The 16373-nt window shown below is 44.1% G+C and carries 17 protein-coding genes; 10 read left to right on the top strand and 7 right to left on the bottom strand.

Annotation, left to right across the window (positions count from 1 at the left end; all coding sequences use genetic code 11):
* Positions 1–77: 77 nt before the first annotated feature.
* Complete coding sequence (gene nagC, locus L2W36_RS00670; protein WP_006071900.1) at positions 78–1292, bottom strand: DNA-binding transcriptional regulator NagC; 1215 nt, start codon at positions 1290–1292, stop codon at positions 78–80.
* A gap of 2 nt (positions 1293–1294) precedes the next feature.
* Positions 1295–2431, bottom strand: coding sequence for an N-acetylglucosamine-6-phosphate deacetylase (gene nagA, locus L2W36_RS00665; RefSeq protein WP_006071898.1), 1137 nt, complete (start codon positions 2429–2431; stop codon positions 1295–1297).
* A gap of 466 nt (positions 2432–2897) precedes the next feature.
* Here nagA and nagE point away from each other — a divergent pair, with 466 nt between their 5' ends.
* Together nagE and glnS are read left to right on the top strand one after the other, a co-directional pair.
* Positions 2898–4466 (top strand): N-acetylglucosamine-specific PTS transporter subunit IIBC, encoded by a 1569-nt coding sequence (gene nagE, locus L2W36_RS00660; protein WP_038222489.1) that lies wholly within the window; start codon positions 2898–2900, stop codon positions 4464–4466.
* A gap of 203 nt (positions 4467–4669) precedes the next feature.
* Positions 4670–6337 carry a glutamine--tRNA ligase gene (gene glnS, locus L2W36_RS00655; protein ID WP_236109103.1) on the top strand — a complete coding sequence of 556 codons (1668 nt, stop codon included), beginning with the start codon at positions 4670–4672 and terminating at the stop codon, positions 6335–6337.
* 91 nt (positions 6338–6428) lie between these two features.
* On the opposite strand, the gene fcrX is transcribed toward glnS, so the two are convergent.
* Positions 6429–6875, bottom strand: coding sequence for a ferric iron uptake transcriptional regulator FcrX (gene fcrX, locus L2W36_RS00650; protein ID WP_006071894.1), 447 nt, complete (start codon positions 6873–6875; stop codon positions 6429–6431).
* 191 nt (positions 6876–7066) lie between these two features.
* Here fcrX and L2W36_RS00645 point away from each other — a divergent pair, with 191 nt between their 5' ends.
* Complete coding sequence (locus L2W36_RS00645; RefSeq protein WP_236109102.1) at positions 7067–7579, top strand: DUF4442 domain-containing protein; 513 nt, start codon at positions 7067–7069, stop codon at positions 7577–7579.
* A 74-nt stretch (positions 7580–7653) separates the two neighbouring features.
* Positions 7654–8061 carry a hypothetical protein gene (locus L2W36_RS00640; protein ID WP_236109101.1) on the top strand — a complete coding sequence of 136 codons (408 nt, stop codon included), beginning with the start codon at positions 7654–7656 and terminating at the stop codon, positions 8059–8061.
* A 47-nt stretch (positions 8062–8108) separates the two neighbouring features.
* On the opposite strand, the gene fldA is transcribed toward L2W36_RS00640, so the two are convergent.
* From fldA to L2W36_RS00625, 3 genes are all read right to left on the bottom strand, one after another.
* Positions 8109–8642 (bottom strand): flavodoxin FldA, encoded by a 534-nt coding sequence (fldA, locus tag L2W36_RS00635; protein ID WP_006075773.1) that lies wholly within the window; start codon positions 8640–8642, stop codon positions 8109–8111.
* A gap of 48 nt (positions 8643–8690) precedes the next feature.
* On the bottom strand, positions 8691–8912 hold the full coding sequence (locus L2W36_RS00630; protein ID WP_006075772.1) for a DUF2788 domain-containing protein: 222 nt from the start codon (positions 8910–8912) through the stop codon (positions 8691–8693).
* A 98-nt stretch (positions 8913–9010) separates the two neighbouring features.
* Positions 9011–9769, bottom strand: coding sequence for an alpha/beta fold hydrolase (locus tag L2W36_RS00625; RefSeq protein WP_236109198.1), 759 nt, complete (start codon positions 9767–9769; stop codon positions 9011–9013).
* A 93-nt stretch (positions 9770–9862) separates the two neighbouring features.
* Between L2W36_RS00625 and seqA the strand changes: the two genes are divergently transcribed.
* The 6 genes from seqA (at position 9863) to rlmM (ending at position 15553) form a co-directional block, all read left to right on the top strand.
* Positions 9863–10393 carry a replication initiation negative regulator SeqA gene (seqA, locus tag L2W36_RS00620; RefSeq protein WP_171389018.1) on the top strand — a complete coding sequence of 177 codons (531 nt, stop codon included), beginning with the start codon at positions 9863–9865 and terminating at the stop codon, positions 10391–10393.
* 91 nt (positions 10394–10484) lie between these two features.
* The gene (pgm, locus tag L2W36_RS00615) at positions 10485–12131 is read left to right on the top strand and encodes a phosphoglucomutase (alpha-D-glucose-1,6-bisphosphate-dependent) (RefSeq protein ID WP_236109100.1); all 1647 of its coding nucleotides are present in this window, start codon (positions 10485–10487) and stop codon (positions 12129–12131) included.
* A gap of 400 nt (positions 12132–12531) precedes the next feature.
* Positions 12532–13440, top strand: a complete 909-nt coding sequence (locus L2W36_RS00610) for a transcriptional regulator GcvA (RefSeq protein ID WP_038225434.1) — start codon at positions 12532–12534, stop codon at positions 13438–13440.
* On the top strand, positions 13433–14056 hold the full coding sequence (locus tag L2W36_RS00605; RefSeq protein ID WP_236109099.1) for an alpha/beta family hydrolase: 624 nt from the start codon (positions 13433–13435) through the stop codon (positions 14054–14056). The genes L2W36_RS00610 and L2W36_RS00605 overlap by 8 nt, the downstream gene beginning before the upstream one ends.
* Positions 14049–14465, top strand: coding sequence for a DUF423 domain-containing protein (locus L2W36_RS00600; protein WP_031493794.1), 417 nt, complete (start codon positions 14049–14051; stop codon positions 14463–14465). The genes L2W36_RS00605 and L2W36_RS00600 overlap by 8 nt, the downstream gene beginning before the upstream one ends.
* The gene (gene rlmM / locus L2W36_RS00595; protein ID WP_038225431.1) at positions 14462–15553 is read left to right on the top strand and encodes a 23S rRNA (cytidine(2498)-2'-O)-methyltransferase RlmM; all 1092 of its coding nucleotides are present in this window, start codon (positions 14462–14464) and stop codon (positions 15551–15553) included. The genes L2W36_RS00600 and rlmM overlap by 4 nt, the downstream gene beginning before the upstream one ends.
* A gap of 14 nt (positions 15554–15567) precedes the next feature.
* On the opposite strand, the gene xni is transcribed toward rlmM, so the two are convergent.
* Positions 15568–16350, bottom strand: coding sequence for a flap endonuclease Xni (gene xni, locus L2W36_RS00590; RefSeq protein ID WP_236109098.1), 783 nt, complete (start codon positions 16348–16350; stop codon positions 15568–15570).
* Positions 16351–16373 lie beyond the last annotated feature (23 nt).

Here is a 16373-nt window from a genome sequence, read left to right as displayed (position 1 = left end):
AAAAGACCACACCGAGGTGTGGTCACATATTCTACATAATTTATGTAAGGGTTTGTTTGTTATTTCAAAACATTTTCTCAATCTTCGAGTAGTTTTTGTAACAAAACCCCATTTAGCATGGCGCGTTTGATCATAGCGAAGGCACCCATTGTAGGTTGCTTATCGATTTCTGAAGCAACAATTGGTAGCTCTGTGTGGAATGTCGTTAACGACTGGTTTTCGACATTACGACGAATCGCTGGGAAGACAATCTCTTTTGCCATGGTAATGTCACCAGCAATAATGATTTTCTGCGGGTTGAACAGGTTAATAGTGATTGCGATGGCTTTGCCGAGTTGGTTGCCTACTCGAACCAAGCTCTGTTTGGCTAACTCGTCGCCATTTAATGCGTGTGAGCAAACATCTTCAATAGTTATGTGCTCTTTTAGAGCAAGTGTTGACTCATACCCTTGTTCAATCAGCTTTTTAACGCGTTTGACAATTGCTGGGTTAGCCGCAACCGTTTCTAAGCAGCCAAAGTTGCCACATTGGCATTGCTCACCTAGCGGATCGATTTGGATGTGACCAATTTCACCCACATTGCGGTTGTGCCCTAAGAACACTTGGCCATTGACGATAATACCAGCACCAGTACCACGGTGAACACTGACCAATATGGAATCTTGGCAGTCGCGGCTTGCGCCAAAGTAATGTTCTGCCAGAGCTAAACCACGAATATCGTTACCTACAAAACACTCTACTTTGAATTGAGCACGAACTAAGTCAGCGAGCTCGAGTTTGTCGATGTCGGTATTTGGCATGTATTCAACAACACCCGTAGTCGGGTTAACCAGCCCAGGTAGGGTAATGCCAATAGCAATAAGCTGTTCTATTTTAGGGCTGTGTTCTTTTAGAAATTCGCGAAGCGATGTCACCAAGCCTTCGCTAAGTTCACTTTGATTGGTGTAGTAAAAATCATTATGGGAGAAGGCCATTTCACGGCCACCCAAATCGTAAAGAGAGAACTGCACATAATCTCGACCGAGACGTACAGCGACAGAGTGGAAAGGCTCCACTGCTGTCGTTAGAGAGATGGCTCTGCGTCCACCTGTTGAGGCTTGTTGAGCGACCTCTTTGATAAGGCCGCGCTCCAATAATTGGCGGGTAATCTTGGTAACGCTTGCAGGTGCCAGCTGGCTAACATCAGCAACTTGAATGCGAGAAATAGGCCCTTGTTGGTCTATTAAACGGTAAACCGCTGCACTGTTAAGTTGTTTTACTAAATCTACGTTACCTATTTGTCCGCCATTCATGCTCAATTTTGCTCGTATTGTCCGTTAACAATTGTGCCTTGGACATTATAATCTCTATCGAATACGGTCAAGTTAGCAATCATGCCTTTCTTAATACGGCCAAGCTTGTCTTCTAAACCCATTGCTTTAGCAGGGTAAAGCGTCGCCATTCGTAGAGCTTCGTCCAAAGCGATACCAGCGTGTTCAACTGTGTTCTGAACCGCCTCAATCATTGTAAGTGCGCTGCCACCTAGCGTGCCGTTTTCATCCACGCACTTACCATCCTTGTAATATACTTTCTTACCGACAAAAATAAAGTAATCCATGTCAGCACCCGCTGGAGCTGTGGCGTCCGTCACTAATACTAACTTTTCACCTTTCACTTTATGCGCGATGCGAATGTTCGCATAGTCAACATGGAAACCATCGGCAATCACACCAGCGTAGACATCTGGCGTATCGTAGATAGCACCAACAACGCCTGGCTCACGACCTGTCATTGGCGTCATCGCATTAAATAAATGCGTTGCGAATGTAATGCCAGATTCAAAACCTTTACGGGCTTCTTCGTAAGTGGCATTAGTGTGGCCAATTGAGACCACAATACCTGCTTTACGTAGCTTTTCGATATGCTCTGGTGCGTTTTGTTCCGGAGCTAAGGTCACTTTTGCGACGAGGTCGCGGTTTTCACAGATAAGGTCGATCATTGCATCGTCAGATTGACGAATGAAGTCAGGGCTATGAATGCCTTTTTTCGCAACGTTTAGGTAAGGACCCTCTAGGTGTAGGCCAAGAGAGTGGTTTTGGTACTGGCTGTGGTATTCGCGAGCAGCGGTCAATGCCTGACGCATATTGTCATCAGATGAAGTAATCAGCGTAGGTAAGAAGCTAGTACAGCCTGACTTAAGGTTAGCTCTATGCATGGTATGGATAGTGTCAGCGGTTATTTCGTCATTGAACATCACACCGCCACAGCCGTTTAGCTGCAAATCAATAAAACCCGGGCTTAGGTTTGCGCCGTTTAAATCCAAGCACTTAATGTCACTTGGAAGCTCTGCGCTAGGCAGAACTGACTCGATTTGGTCACCATTGATTAGCACCGCATGATTGGTGAGAACGTCACTACCCGTGAAGATCTTACAGTTAGTTAATGCATACATAGTTAGCGAATCCTTGTGTTGTATTCTCTTTAGCTCATTGCGGTTATCGAAACAGTGAAGATTCGACTTAGTTTTCTGCTTGTAGCAATGAGACGGATTTAGTAGTCAGCAAGTTTTAATTAGATAAAACAGTCAAAGTAACTTAATGATAATGAGGGAGTTATTGTTATTTTATGTGTAGTCATTACATTGGAAAAGTTGATTCCAATCGCAAAATAATCGCTACTTAGTGCAACTCTCTCAGGCAAAATCCTACTTAGATTTTGCTATTTTTTCGTATGATAAAATAAGTTTTATGATCTAGCTAGCAAAAAGCCTCTATTTTGGCAAAAACTGGTGATTATGATCACAAATGGTGAGGTTTTAATTTGCGGAGCAAAATTAATTTCATAAACTGAATAGGACTAAATTGAACGGCTAAAATAAGTCGTCCAACAAAATTCAAATCCTATAGGGGGAACTTAAGGTGAATATGCTAGGATATGCACAGAAGCTAGGTAAAGCGTTAATGCTACCTATCGCAACGCTTCCGATTGCGGCGCTTCTACTACGTTTGGGTCAAGGCGACCTTTTAGACATTCCATTTATGGCGCAAGCTGGTGGAGCGATTTTCGGTCAACTACCTCTGCTATTCGGTCTAGGTATTGCGATTGGTCTTTCTAAAGACGGTAACGGTGCAGCAGGTCTTGCTGGTGCAGTTGCTTACTTCGTTCTAACTGCGACAGCAACAACAATCAACGCTGACGTTAACATGTCATTCTTCGGTGGTATCTTCGCAGGTATCATTGCAGGTCACTCTTACAACGCATTCCATGCGACTCGTCTTCCAGAATGGTTGGCATTCTTCGCAGGTAAGCGTCTAGTTCCTATCATGGCTGGTCTATTTGCTCTAGTAGCAGGTGCGATCTCAGGTGTGGTTTGGCCTAGCATCCAAGGTGGTCTTGACGCTCTAGCACACGCAGTATCAACTTCTGGCGCAATTGGTCAGTTCGTTTATGGTACGCTTAACCGTGCACTTATCCCTGTAGGTCTTCACCACGTTCTTAACTCATACTTCTGGTTCGGTATGGGTACGTGTCAAGAAGTTCTAGTTACTGGCGCTCAAGCTGCTGGTCAAGCGCTTCCTTCTCTACAACAGCTTTGTGTAGACCCTGCTCTTGCTAAGACTCTAGTAGCTGGTCAAGCTCATACATTCGAGTTTGCTAACTCTGTAACTCCTGAAATCACAGCAACAGTTAAAGAAGTTACTGAAACAGTGAAAACTGGTGACCTACACCGCTTCTTCGGCGGCGATAAGAGCGCTGGTGTATTCATGAACGGCTTCTTCCCTGTAATGATGTTTGGTCTACCAGGTGCAGCACTAGCAATGTACCTAGCAGCACCTGCTGAGAAACGCAGCCAAGTTGGTGGTGCACTATTCTCTGTAGCATTCTGTTCATTCCTAACTGGTATCACAGAGCCACTAGAGTTCATGTTTGTATTCCTAGCTCCTGCACTATATGCAATGCACGCAGTATTCACTGGTCTAGCTCTAGTTGTTGCTAACATGTTTGGTACGCTACACGGCTTCGGCTTCTCTGCTGGTCTAATCGACTTCGTATTGAACTGGGGTCTAGCGACGAAACCATTCACACTGCTACTAATCGGTCTAGGCTTCGGTGCTCTATACTTCTTCACATTCAGCTTCGCAATCCGCGCTTTCAACCTGAAGTCGCCTGGTCGTGAAGACGATGACGTAGAAGTAGAAGTTGACGGTGACGTGAAAAACGGTGACCTAGCTCGCCAATACCTAAAAGCCCTAGGTGGTCACGATAACCTAACTTCAATCGATGCTTGTATCACACGTCTACGTCTAACGCTTAAAGACCGCTCTGTTGCTGACGAAGCTGTACTTAAAAAGCTAGGTGCGAAAGGTGTAGTGAAACTAGGTGAAAATAACCTACAAGTTATCCTAGGCCCTCTAGCTGAAATCATTGCCGGTGAAATGAAGTCTATCGGTGCTGGTGAAGACTTATCAGAAGTAAAACTTCCATAGTCTAGCTACTCATTGATTTCCATAGTAAAGCCTCTCATTTGAGAGGCTTTTTTTATGCCTCTTTTCTTCTGCTTTTTCACCGTTCAAGTTTCAGTACTAAAATAATCTTGTGAAAATGCGAGTTCTTGTTGAGGTTTCGCAAGGAATTGTGGATCATTAGCGTTTATATATCTGACAATACTTAAAACATAGAGGTGTTATAGATGAGTGAAGCTGAGGCTCGTCCATCGAACTTTATTCGCCAAATCATTGATAAAGATTTAGCGGATGGCAAGCATACTAGCGTGCATACTCGTTTTCCGCCGGAGCCAAATGGTTACCTGCATATCGGTCACGCAAAATCTATTTGTTTAAACTTCGGTATTGCTCAGGACTATCAGGGACAATGTAATCTTCGTTTTGATGATACAAACCCTGAAAAAGAAGACGTTGAATACGTTGAGTCGATTAAGAATGATGTAAGCTGGTTAGGCTTTGAGTGGTCTGGTGACGTGTGTTATTCATCAAACTACTTCGATAAGCTTTACGAGTATGCGGTTGAATTGATTAATAAAGGCTTAGCGTATGTTGACGAGCTAAGTCCAGAGCAGATCCGCGAGTATCGTGGAACGCTTACCGCACCTGGTAAACCAAGCCCATATCGTGATCGTTCAGTTGAAGAGAACTTAGCGCTATTCGAAAAAATGCGTGATGGCGGCTTCGAAGAGGGTACAGCTTGTCTTCGTGCCAAGATCGACATGAGTTCATCATTTATGGTTATGCGCGATCCTGTGCTTTATCGTGTTCGTTTCGCTCATCACCATCAAACAGGTGACAAGTGGTGCATTTATCCGATGTATGACTTTACTCACTGTATTTCAGATGCGCTTGAGGGCATTACCCACTCGCTATGTACGCTGGAGTTCCAAGATAACCGTCGCTTGTACGACTGGGTTCTTGAAAACATCACTATTGATTGCCAACCGCATCAGTATGAGTTCAGTCGTCTGAACTTGGAATACACAGTGATGTCAAAGCGTAAGCTTAATCAACTGGTGACTGAGAAACTGGTTAACGGCTGGGATGACCCGCGTATGCCAACGATTTCTGGTCTGCGTCGTCGTGGATTTACGCCTGCTTCAATTCGTGAATTCTGCAAACGTATCGGTGTGACAAAACAAGAGAACATGATCGAGTTTGGTTCTCTAGAGTCATGCGCTCGCGATGATTTGAATGAGAACGCTCCTCGTGCAATGGCTGTTTTAGATCCTGTGAAAATTGTGATCGAAAACTACCAAGGTGAAGGTGAAACCTTATCAATTGCAAATCACCCGAATAAACCAGAAATGGGTACACGTGAAGTGCCATTTACTCGTGAAGTTTGGATTGAACGTGAAGATTTCCGCGAAGAAGCCAACAAGAAGTATAAGCGTCTTGTTTTAGGTAAAGAAGTTCGTTTACGTGGTGCTTATGTGATCAAAGCAGAGCGCATTGAGAAAGACGAAGCTGGCAATATTACTACGATTTTCTGTAGTTACGATGCTGATACGCTAGGTAAAAATCCAGCTGACGGTCGTAAAGTGAAAGGCGTTATTCACTGGGTATCAGCGGATAAAGGTCTACCTGCTGAGATTCGCCTGTATGATCGCTTGTTTACTGTTGCTAACCCTGCGGCGGCGGATAACTTTGCTGAAACCATCAATCCAGAGTCTCTAGTTGTGTCAAAGGGCTTTGTAGAGCCAAGTTTGGCAGCAGCAGATGCTTCTCAAGGTTACCAATTTGAGCGTATGGGTTACTTCTGTGCGGACATCAAAGACTCTAGTGCTGAATCTTTGGTTTTCAACCGTACCGTTGGTCTACGTGATACTTGGGCTAAGGTCGAAGCAAAATAATCACTTTAAGCCTCTCTTTTCTAAGAGAGGCTTTAGATACTAAAAAACCAGCCACAATGGCTGGTTTTTTTAATTCTACCCATTTTGCGTGTTAACGAGGTTCGTGCGCTTTAGGGTTATCTTTGCATGCTCCACCAATGCACTTACCATAGAGGTAAAGGCTGTGGTTGGTGAGTTCGATATTATAACGAGCGGCAATCTCTTTTTGACGAGTTTCAATCACATCGTCAGAGAACTCGATAACCTCACCACAATCTAGGCATACAAGGTGATCATGATGGTGCTGAGTAGAAAGCTCAAATACCGATTTACCACCTTCGAAGTGATGGCGTGTAACAATACCCGCATCATCAAATTGGTTTAGAACACGGTAAACCGTTGCTAAACCGATCTCTTCTCCAAGATCGATGAGCTTCTTGTACAGATCTTCTGCACTGATATGTTGGTACTCTGGCTTCTGCAGTACTTCTAAAATTTTTAGTCGCGGCAGCGTGACTTTCAGTCCCGCGTCTTTAAGTGCCTTATTGTTGTCTGACATAAACTTTCCTGTAATGATCTGCAGCAATAAACAGATTTCAGTAATCTATTCATTATAGGGTACTACAGCGTAACAATAAACCTCGAACTTCAAAGGGTTACTAAGTATTAACATAGAAGGCGAACAATGTCACTTTACAAACACGTCTGACCAGTTACAATTCGTTTACATATCAAGTTGGATTGCGAGTTATGGATAAACGATTAGCGAAAATTTATAAACCCAAATACGTGAAGTTTGCATTGAACATCTGGCCACCCTTTTGGGGAGCCGGGATAAAAATCACTGAGATCAGTGAGGATTTTCGTTCAGTTAAAGTGCGGTTAAAACTGAAGTGGTGGAACAAAAATGCCAATCGTTCCCAGTTTGGCGGCAGTATTTTCGCTATGACTGATCCTATCTATTCGTTGATGTTGATGGGAATTCTTCGCGAGCAATATTATGTTTGGGATAAAGAAGCCAGTATCGATTTTATCAAGCCAGGTTTTTCTGACTTAAATGCTGAGTTTGTGGTGAGCCAAGATATGTTGGACGGCATTCTACACAGTACGGCAACAGGGGATAAGTGCTTTCCAGAGTTTGTCACCCACATTCACAACCAGCATGGTGAGGTCGTAGCCACCATTCAACGTAAACTTTATATCCGTAAGAAGCCTAAATACCGCGCAGAAACGGAAGATGATACGACGTCGGTGCAAGCTTAGTTTTTGCCAGTAGTACACAACACGGTTATGGTTTGGTTTATTATTAACTGAATTAATGATGTAGTGAGGTGTCAGTGAAGCGTTTAGTCATTTTAGGTTTAACAGTGCTCTTTAGCGGCACTGCACTTTCAGAAACCTTAACACCTGAAATTTTGAGGCAGCTCAACGACGATCTTGCTCATACTCAATTTAAGCAAGTTGACCCTAAAATCACAATCTCTGATATGCATCTTGCGCTCAATGATGGGATTTTGTTTAGAACGACCACATATCGATATGCGGGAGACCCTGAAACAGAATCAATGACTACCTGGATGCTAGAGGCGATGACTCAGCAAGTCTGTCAGCAACTGATGCCTATACTTAATGGACGGTTTAGCAATGTTAGCCAAATTGCTGCGACAGAGTCGATTGAGTTTGAAACAGGGCAAATTGCTTCAAAAACCCGAATTTGTAGTATTTCTGATACACAATCAAAATAAAAAACCTCCGAAATGGAGGTTTTTTTGCATTCACTTTGGCGAGTGAATTAATCTTCTAGCTCAGCTAAGCACATTTCTTCATAAAGTTGCTTAGTCCAGTTAGATACACGCTCGTCAGTTAGTTCTGGCTGGCGGTCTTCGTCGATACATAGGCCAACGAATTGTGACTCATCGCCTTCAACAAGTGCTTTAGAAGCTTCAAACTCGTACCCTTCAGTTGGTGTGTAACCAATGATAGTACCGCCTTTTGCTTCAACGATGTCACGTACTGTACCCATAGCATCACAGAAGTACTCTGCGTAGTCTTCTTGGTCACCACAGCCAAAGATAGCAACAAGCTTAGTTGAGAAGTCAATGCCTTCTAGCTCTGGGAAGAAATCATCCCAATCTGCTTGAGCTTCGCCGTAATACCAAGTTGGGATACCTAAAAGCAGTAAATCGAAATTGTCGATATCTTCTTTGCTGCTTTTTGCAATGTCTTGAACGTGAACGAGCTGTTTACCCAATTGTTTTTGGATCATCTTTGCAATAGCTTCTGTGTTGCCAGTATCGCTACCAAAGAATAGACCTACACTTGCCATAGATTCAGTACCTTTTCATTGTCTGTGTTGGATTAAGGAACCGGAACGTTAGCCGAGTCCTGTGCCTTCCCAGCTGAGCTGAATAATGCCTTTTGCGACAAAACCTGCACACCCTAAGAACAGCACAAGCCATACAATACGTCGACCAAAAACAGGAACATTACCTTGTTTGAGGACATCTTTGATTGCCATACCGATCAAAAAGAAGATCGCTGCAAACAGTAGATCCAAACCAATAGATTCCAGTTTGTTTATGTAGTCGTAAAGCATGGTATTCCTTTATGCCAATATGCTTGCGCGGAACTATACCACTGTTGTTCGATAAAGTTAATGCGTGCTCGCAGTCGAGTAATGGTTTGACGTCAAATTTAGATAAATTTGCGTATAGCTCTTAGTACTTCTGCCGGTTTTTCTGCATGAAGCCAATGCCCAGTATTGGCAATAACATGCGCTTTGGCATTTGAAAATTGAGCTTGTATCAAAGGCTGATGTTCGGCCGTGAGGTAATCTGAGTCTCCGCCTTTAATAAATAAAATCGGAACATTACTTTTCTCAATTGGTTGCCAGCTCAAGATAGCTATGTAGTTACGCTTCAAACTCTCAACATTAAAACGCCAAGCAAGATAGTCATCCTGTTTATACAAAGATTTACCAAGAAATTGGCGAACCCCTTCCATTTCGATGTGTTGACTCATCAGTCCCATAGCATCGGCGCGCGACGTTGGCTTACTGGCAATCACCGCGTCTAGTCCAGACAATACATTGTCATGTCTGCGCACAGTGTACTCGACTGGAGACATGTCCATCACAATCAGTTTTGAAAGTGGATAATCAAAATCACACAAACGCATAGCAACTTTGCCACCCATTGAATGACCGATGACAATTGGCTTAGTGATATCTAATGACTCAAGCAGTTGCACCACATCTTGAGCCATCAAGGTGTAGTTATGATCATCGCTATGGAAAGAACGACCATGGTTACGTAGGTCGATACTAATGACATCAAAGTCTTGTTTTAGGTCTCTAGCCAAAACACCAAGGTTGTTCAAGTCTCCGAACAGACCGTGGATGAGGACGACAGGTAAGCCTTGACCTTCTCTTTTATAGTTCAATAAAGCTGACATTTTTCTGTTATTCGTGATGTGTTTAACGTAGAGGTTCATCGCGGAACTCGTTATAATCACCCAGAGTTTAAACATAGAGACTGTGAAAAGCGAATGAAAACAATTGAGGTTGATGAGGATCTATACCGTTATATTGCAAGCCAGACCCACCACATTGGCGAAAGTGCTTCAGATATCTTACGACGTTTATTAAAGGTAGATGCAGCCGAAACGGAACAGAAACCAGCTGCCGCTAAAACTATCGTCGTTAGTAAAGAGAACCCTCAGGTAGAGGCGGTAGATTCAGTAAAAGAAATGCGCTCACTGCTGATTTCTGACGAGTTTGCTGGATTGAAAAAAGCTATCGATAGATTTATGTTGGTACTATCAACTCTGCATCGCTTAAATCCAGAAGGCTTCTCTGAAGCTTCACAAGTTAAAGGTCGCAAACGCGTTTATTTCGCAAATAATGAAGCGGCTTTGCTAGAAAGCGGCAATACGACTAAGCCGAAAGCAATTCCTAATACCCCTTTCTGGGTTATCACCAACACTAATACCAGTCGTAAAAGGCAAATGGTGGAGCAGGTGATGACCATGATGGATTATCCCGCCGAACTCATCGAAAAAGTGACGGCATCCATCTAAGATTTCGATTCAAACCTCATAATGTTCATATTGAAACGAGTATTATGAGGTTTTTTTTATTTTTAAGCTTAATTTTGAAAGGACGTCTGTTATGGCTATACACCCACGCGCGGGCCAAAAGGCTCAGCAAGAAGACCTGCATAATATTCCTGCGCTCGTTGCTAATTACTTTTTAATTCAACCTGAAGCTGGCAACCAAGCACAAAGTGTGCAATTTGGTACTTCCGGTCACCGTGGTTGCGCTGACAAAGCAACCTTCAATGAAAACCACATTTTAGCAATAGCGCAAGCTGTTGCTGAAGTTCGTGCAGAAAAGGGCACTACAGGTCCACTTTTCGTAGGTAAAGATACTCACGCATTGTCAGAGCCTGCATTCTCAACTGTCGTTGAAGTGCTTGTAGCAAACGGCGTTACTGTTATCGCTCAAGAGAACAATGGCTACACCCCAACACCGGGTATTTCTCACGCTATTCTTACACATAACTTAGCAAATGCGGATAAAGCGGATGGTATTGTTATCACACCATCGCATAACCCACCGCAAGATGGTGGCATCAAGTACAACCCAACGCATGGCGGTCCAGCAGAAGCAGAACTTACTCAGGCTATTGAGGATCGTGCTAACGACATCATTGCTAATGAAATGAAAGACGTGAAACGTCTTCCTATTGCAGTAGCAAAAACTCAGCCTTTATTCCAAGAGCGTGACCTTGTTAAGCCGTACATCGATGACTTGGTAAATGTGATTGATATGGAAGCGATTCAGAAGTCAAACCTGAAAATCGGCGTTGATCCATTAGGTGGTTCAGGTATCGATTATTGGCGTCAAATTGCCAGCGCTTACAACTTGGATCTGACGTTAGTCAGCGAAGCGGTAGACCCATCATTCCAGTTTATGTCTTTAGATAAAGACGGCGTGGTTCGCATGGACTGTTCATCACCTTATGCTATGGCGGGATTACTGGCGCTTAAAGATGACTACGATTTAGCATTTGGTAATGACCCAGATTATGACCGTCACGGTATTGTGACGCCAAAAGGCCTAATGAACCCGAACCACTATTTGGCTGTTTGTATCGACTATCTGTACCGTCATCGTAGCCAGTGGCGTGACGATGTGGCAGTAGGTAAGACGCTAGTATCGAGTGCGCTAATTGACCGTGTGGTTGCCGACCTTGGCCGCACACTGTGTGAAGTACCTGTGGGCTTTAAGTGGTTTGTAGATGGTCTGTATAACGGCGAGTTTGGCTTCGGTGGTGAAGAAAGTGCTGGTGCGTCCTTCTTACGTAAAGACGGAACGCCATGGTCAACGGACAAAGACGGTATCATCCTTTGCTTGCTAGCTGCTGAAATTACCGCGGTAACGGGTAAGAATCCACAAGAGTACTACGAAGAGCTGGCAGCGAAGCACGGTGAATCTAAGTACAACCGTATTCAAGCTGTTGCCAACACTGAACAAAAGAATGTACTTAAGAAACTGTCTCCAGAAATGGTAGCGGCAGAAACGTTAGCTGGTGATGCCATCACAGCTCGTTTGACGCACGCTCCAGGTAACGGTGCTGTAATCGGCGGTCTGAAAGTGACGACAGAAAACGGCTGGTTTGCGGCTCGTCCGTCAGGCACAGAGGACATCTATAAGATTTATTGTGAAAGCTTCAAAGGTGAAGAGCATTTGAAACTGATCGAGGCAGAAGCGCAAGAAATCGTCAATCAGGTGTTTGCCGCGGCAGGTCTGTAATCTTAATCTGATAGATTAACGATTAGTTCTACTATTAATAATATTGTAATAAGCGGTCGCAAATTGCGGCCGTTTTTTTATGCAATAGTTTCGAATAAAACGCAGATAAAAAAACACCGCCATTTAGGCGGTGTAAGAAAATTTGACAGACAGGTCAAAAATACAGGAAGTACACACATCGACTAGGGGATAACTAGCCAAAGTGTGGTGGTAGAATCTACCTAACTCGAAAATCGAGATTGCAAACACAACATCGCAAGCGCAAGTCAATTGATTCTACAGAGAATCAAGCCGTTCAGACTCGCGTTTGCGGGATGAAATATAGAATTTCTCTGGCTGTTCGGCAATGGACAATTTATAATGTTTCAGATTAAAAAAACTAATGCTTTAGAGAGTCGCTATGTCTAGACGTTTGCCTCCACTTAACTCGCTAAAAGTTTTCGAAGCTGCAGCGCGCCATTTGAGTTTTACTCGCGCAGCCGAAGAACTGTTTGTGACCCAAGCTGCGGTCAGTCATCAGATTAAAGCCCTTGAAGAATTCTTGGGATTAAAACTGTTTCGTCGCCGTAATCGTTCATTATTACTTACCGAAGAAGGGCAAGGGTATTTTCTTGATATCAAAGATATATTTACCTCTTTAGCCGAAGCGACAGATAAGGTGTTAGAGCGAAGCGAAAAAGGTGCGTTGACCATCAGCTTACCGCCGAGCTTTGCGATTCAGTGGTTGGTTCCTAGGCTTGCTGACTTTAATGAGCAAGAACCTGACATTGATGTGCGCATAAAGGCGGTGGACATGGATGAGGGTTCGCTAACGGATGACGTTGACGTAGCGATTTACTACGGTCGCGGCAATTGGCCTGGTTTACGTGCTGATAAGCTCTATCAGGAGTTTTTGGTGCCACTCTGCTCTCCAGCACTGTTACTTGGCAATAAGCCTTTAGATGCGCTATCCGATTTGTCAAAACACACCTTATTGCATGATACCTCTCGTAAAGACTGGAAGCAGTTTGCGAAACAAAACGAGATTGATGGCGTAAATGTGAATCATGGCCCGATATTCAGTCACTCGACTATGGTGCTGCAAGCTGCGGCACATGGGCAAGGGATTGCTTTAGGGAATAACGTATTAGCCCAACCCGAGCTTGATGCTGGGCGATTGATTGCTCCGTTTGATGAAGTGCTGGTCACCAAGAATGCGTTTTACGTCGTGTGCCATGATAAACAAGCAGATATGGGACGTATCGCGACCTTTAGAGATTGGATGTTAGCTAAGGCACAGAGTGAGCAAGAGGAACTTCTGGATGAATAATGTTGTGTTTGATGGCCCAGAAAATGGACCACTGTTCTTATTTGCTCACGGTGCGGGCGCTGGAATGGACCATGAGTTCATGCAAGATGTCACCACGCGTTTGGCTGAAAAAGGGGTTCGCGTTGCTCGTTTCAATTTTCCTTATATGGAAAAACGTGCAATAGATGGCAGAAAACGCCCACCTGATCGTGCGCCTAAACTGTTAGAGGCGATGACTGCAGTCATAGAGGAAGTTGCTGATGGTCAGCCGATAGTGATTGGTGGTAAGTCGATGGGAGGACGCATGGCATCCATGCTATCTGAACATCCCATGGTTCAATCCATTGCTTGTCTAGGTTTCCCATTCCATCCTCCTGGTAAACCAGAGAATTATAAAGGCGCACATTTAGCGACGATCGATAAACCGATTCTTATTATCCAAGGAGAGCGAGATACGTTTGGGAAATTTGAAGAATTCGAACAGTTCGAGTTTTCAGACCAAGTCTCAACCAGCTTTATTCCCGATGGTGATCATAGCTTTAAGCCTCGCAAGTCTTCGGGGTTCACGGAAGCCCAAAATAGACAGTTAGCCGTAGATCGTCTCGCGTTGTTTATCAAAGGGATCTCTGATGTCTAGCCGCTTTCTTGTCATAGTCGCTTCTATTTCGGGGCTGTTGAGTGTTGCGCTTGGAGCGTTTGCTGCCCACGGTTTGAAAAAGATACTGTCGCCTTATCTTATTGGCGTTTTCGAAACGGGCGTGACTTATCAGTTTATTCATACTTTAGCGATCCTACTGTGTGCTTTGTTGGCAACGATCGTTAGCAACCCTAATTCTCGAAAGGCATTTCATCGTGCTGCGATTTGCTTTATCATCGGCATCCTTTTCTTTAGCGGTAGTCTATACGCCTTAGCGCTAACAGGGGTGAAGTGGTTTGGACCTATCACTCCAATGGGCGGCGTGATGTTTATGGTAGGTTGGGTATTTCTCGCCTACGCTGGATATCAGATGACTGACGAAACAACCAAAGATGGAGTCAATCAGTGAAACAAGTAATGCTTTATTGCCGCTCTGGATTCGAGAAAGAGTGTGCAGGTGAGATTCAAGACAAAGCGAATGCCATTGAAGTATTCGGCTTCCCTAGAGTGAAGAATAACTCTGGCTATGTGATATTTGAATGTTACCAAGCAGGCGATGCAGATAGATTGATTCGTGAGATCGATTTCCAATCACTGATTTTTGCTCGTCAAATGTTTGCCATCGCGAGTGAACTAGAGTCACTCCCAGCAGAAGACCGTATTACGCCGCTACTTGAATCATTGGAGTCCATTGAGCAATTTCCTCGCTGTGGGGATTTACGTATTGAAACCCCTGATACTAATGAAGCGAAAGAGCTTCTTAAGTTCTGTCGTAAGTTCACGGTGCCGGTTCGCCAAGCGATGCGTGGTAAAGGTTATCTGTTCAATAAAGAGCATAGTAAGAAGCCAGTGCTGCATATTTGCTTTATTCGTTCAGGACACTGCTTTGTTGGTTACTCCTATCCAGAAAATAGCTCAGCGTTTTTCATGGGTATCCCTCGTCTTAAGTTCCCGGCGGATGCGCCAAGTCGCTCAACATTAAAGCTTGAGGAAGCATTCCACGTCTTTATCCCTAAAGAAGAGTGGGATACTCGATTAGCATCAGGCATGTGGGGCGTTGATTTAGGTGCTTGTCCAGGCGGTTGGACGTATCAATTAGTGCGTCGTTCGATGTTTGTTCATGCTATCGATAATGGCATGATGGCAGACAGCTTAATGAATACTGGTCAAGTTAAGCATCATCAAGTCGATGGTTTTAAGTTTGAGCCACCACGTAAAAACGTTACTTGGTTGGTGTGTGATATGGTTGAGAAACCAGCTCGTGTTGCTCATCTGATGGGCGAGTGGTTGATTCGTGGTTGGGCGAAAGAGACTATCTTTAACCTGAAGTTGCCAATGAAAGGTCGCTATGACGAAGTTCTTCAGGATATTGAAAACCTTAAGGTATTCTTAATCGAGAACAAGGTGAAGTTTAAGCTTCAAGCTAAGCACTTGTATCACGACCGTGAAGAAATCACAGTGCACATCCAAGTGCTATCCAACATCTCGCCTCACTAAAGCGTATTGGGGGCTTAAGACTGAGCGCTTGAGCCCTCGAATCTGATATCTTGTAAATTAAAGCCTAGCTCAATGTCGGTTTTGAGTGCGGCAACCTGCTTACACTTTCTCGCCATTTCAATATGCTCATCTAACTTCTTACGGTATTTAGCTGCGAGGTCCTCTGAGGCATAAGCCGACTCGATATCGTCGAACTGATTAAGGATTTCCTTGGCCGCTTTAGGTCCTACCCCGGCAACCCCGGGTACTTGTGATGAGCTGATTCCGGTTAACCCCCAGTAGTCGGCAAGTTGTTCCGGTTTGACCCCAAACTCTTGCTCAACAAATGGTGCGTCTAGCCAACGGTGTTGGAAATAATCGCGAATTTGTAATGTTGGCGAAAGTATCTGGCAATAGCCTTTATCTGTAGAAATAATGGTGACTTTCTCGTTGTGACTGGCTACTTTTACCGCCAAGGTCGCGACCAAGTCATCAGCTTCATCGCCTTCAGAAAGCAAGGAATCGATGCCTAATTGCCACCAAGCATCTTGTATTTTTTCCAAACCATTGAATAAAGGCTCAGGCATGGGTTTACGGTTTTGCTTGTATTCAGGAAGGATGTCAGCGCGCCAACCTCGATCCTGTTCATGATGGTCAAACACGGCAATGATATGCGTGGGTTTGGACTCGTCTAAAATGCGATGTAAGGTTCTCGACGTGGTTTGAATGGTTCTATCGATATCTGTTGGGTCGGGTTGAACCGCATGTACTCGGCGGATGAGATTGAGTGCATCGATGATAACGAGATGAATTGACATAAATTTAAGGCCACTTGAGAACG

The sequence above is a fragment of the Vibrio sp. McD22-P3 genome (assembly GCF_021568915.1).
GTDB lineage: Bacteria > Pseudomonadota > Gammaproteobacteria > Enterobacterales > Vibrionaceae > Vibrio > Vibrio mediterranei.
The sequence above is the reverse complement of the archived record's forward strand: the minus strand, read 5'-3'. Positions and strand labels throughout refer to the sequence as shown.

Coding starts and splice junctions, on each gene's coding strand:
- nagC (WP_006071900.1), bottom strand. CDS start 1,292: ATGAATGGCGGACAAATAGGTAACGTAGATTTAGTAAAACAACTTAAC.
- nagA (WP_006071898.1), bottom strand. CDS start 2,431: ATGTATGCATTAACTAACTGTAAGATCTTCACGGGTAGTGACGTTCTC.
- glnS (WP_236109103.1), top strand. CDS start 4,670: ATGAGTGAAGCTGAGGCTCGTCCATCGAACTTTATTCGCCAAATCATT.
- fcrX (WP_006071894.1), bottom strand. CDS start 6,875: ATGTCAGACAACAATAAGGCACTTAAAGACGCGGGACTGAAAGTCACG.
- L2W36_RS00645 (WP_236109102.1), top strand. CDS start 7,067: ATGGATAAACGATTAGCGAAAATTTATAAACCCAAATACGTGAAGTTT.
- fldA (WP_006075773.1), bottom strand. CDS start 8,642: ATGGCAAGTGTAGGTCTATTCTTTGGTAGCGATACTGGCAACACAGAA.
- L2W36_RS00630 (WP_006075772.1), bottom strand. CDS start 8,912: ATGCTTTACGACTACATAAACAAACTGGAATCTATTGGTTTGGATCTA.
- L2W36_RS00625 (WP_236109198.1), bottom strand. CDS start 9,769: ATGTCAGCTTTATTGAACTATAAAAGAGAAGGTCAAGGCTTACCTGTC.
- seqA (WP_171389018.1), top strand. CDS start 9,863: ATGAAAACAATTGAGGTTGATGAGGATCTATACCGTTATATTGCAAGC.
- pgm (WP_236109100.1), top strand. CDS start 10,485: ATGGCTATACACCCACGCGCGGGCCAAAAGGCTCAGCAAGAAGACCTG.
- L2W36_RS00610 (WP_038225434.1), top strand. CDS start 12,532: ATGTCTAGACGTTTGCCTCCACTTAACTCGCTAAAAGTTTTCGAAGCT.
- L2W36_RS00605 (WP_236109099.1), top strand. CDS start 13,433: ATGAATAATGTTGTGTTTGATGGCCCAGAAAATGGACCACTGTTCTTA.
- L2W36_RS00600 (WP_031493794.1), top strand. CDS start 14,049: ATGTCTAGCCGCTTTCTTGTCATAGTCGCTTCTATTTCGGGGCTGTTG.
- xni (WP_236109098.1), bottom strand. CDS start 16,350: ATGTCAATTCATCTCGTTATCATCGATGCACTCAATCTCATCCGCCGA.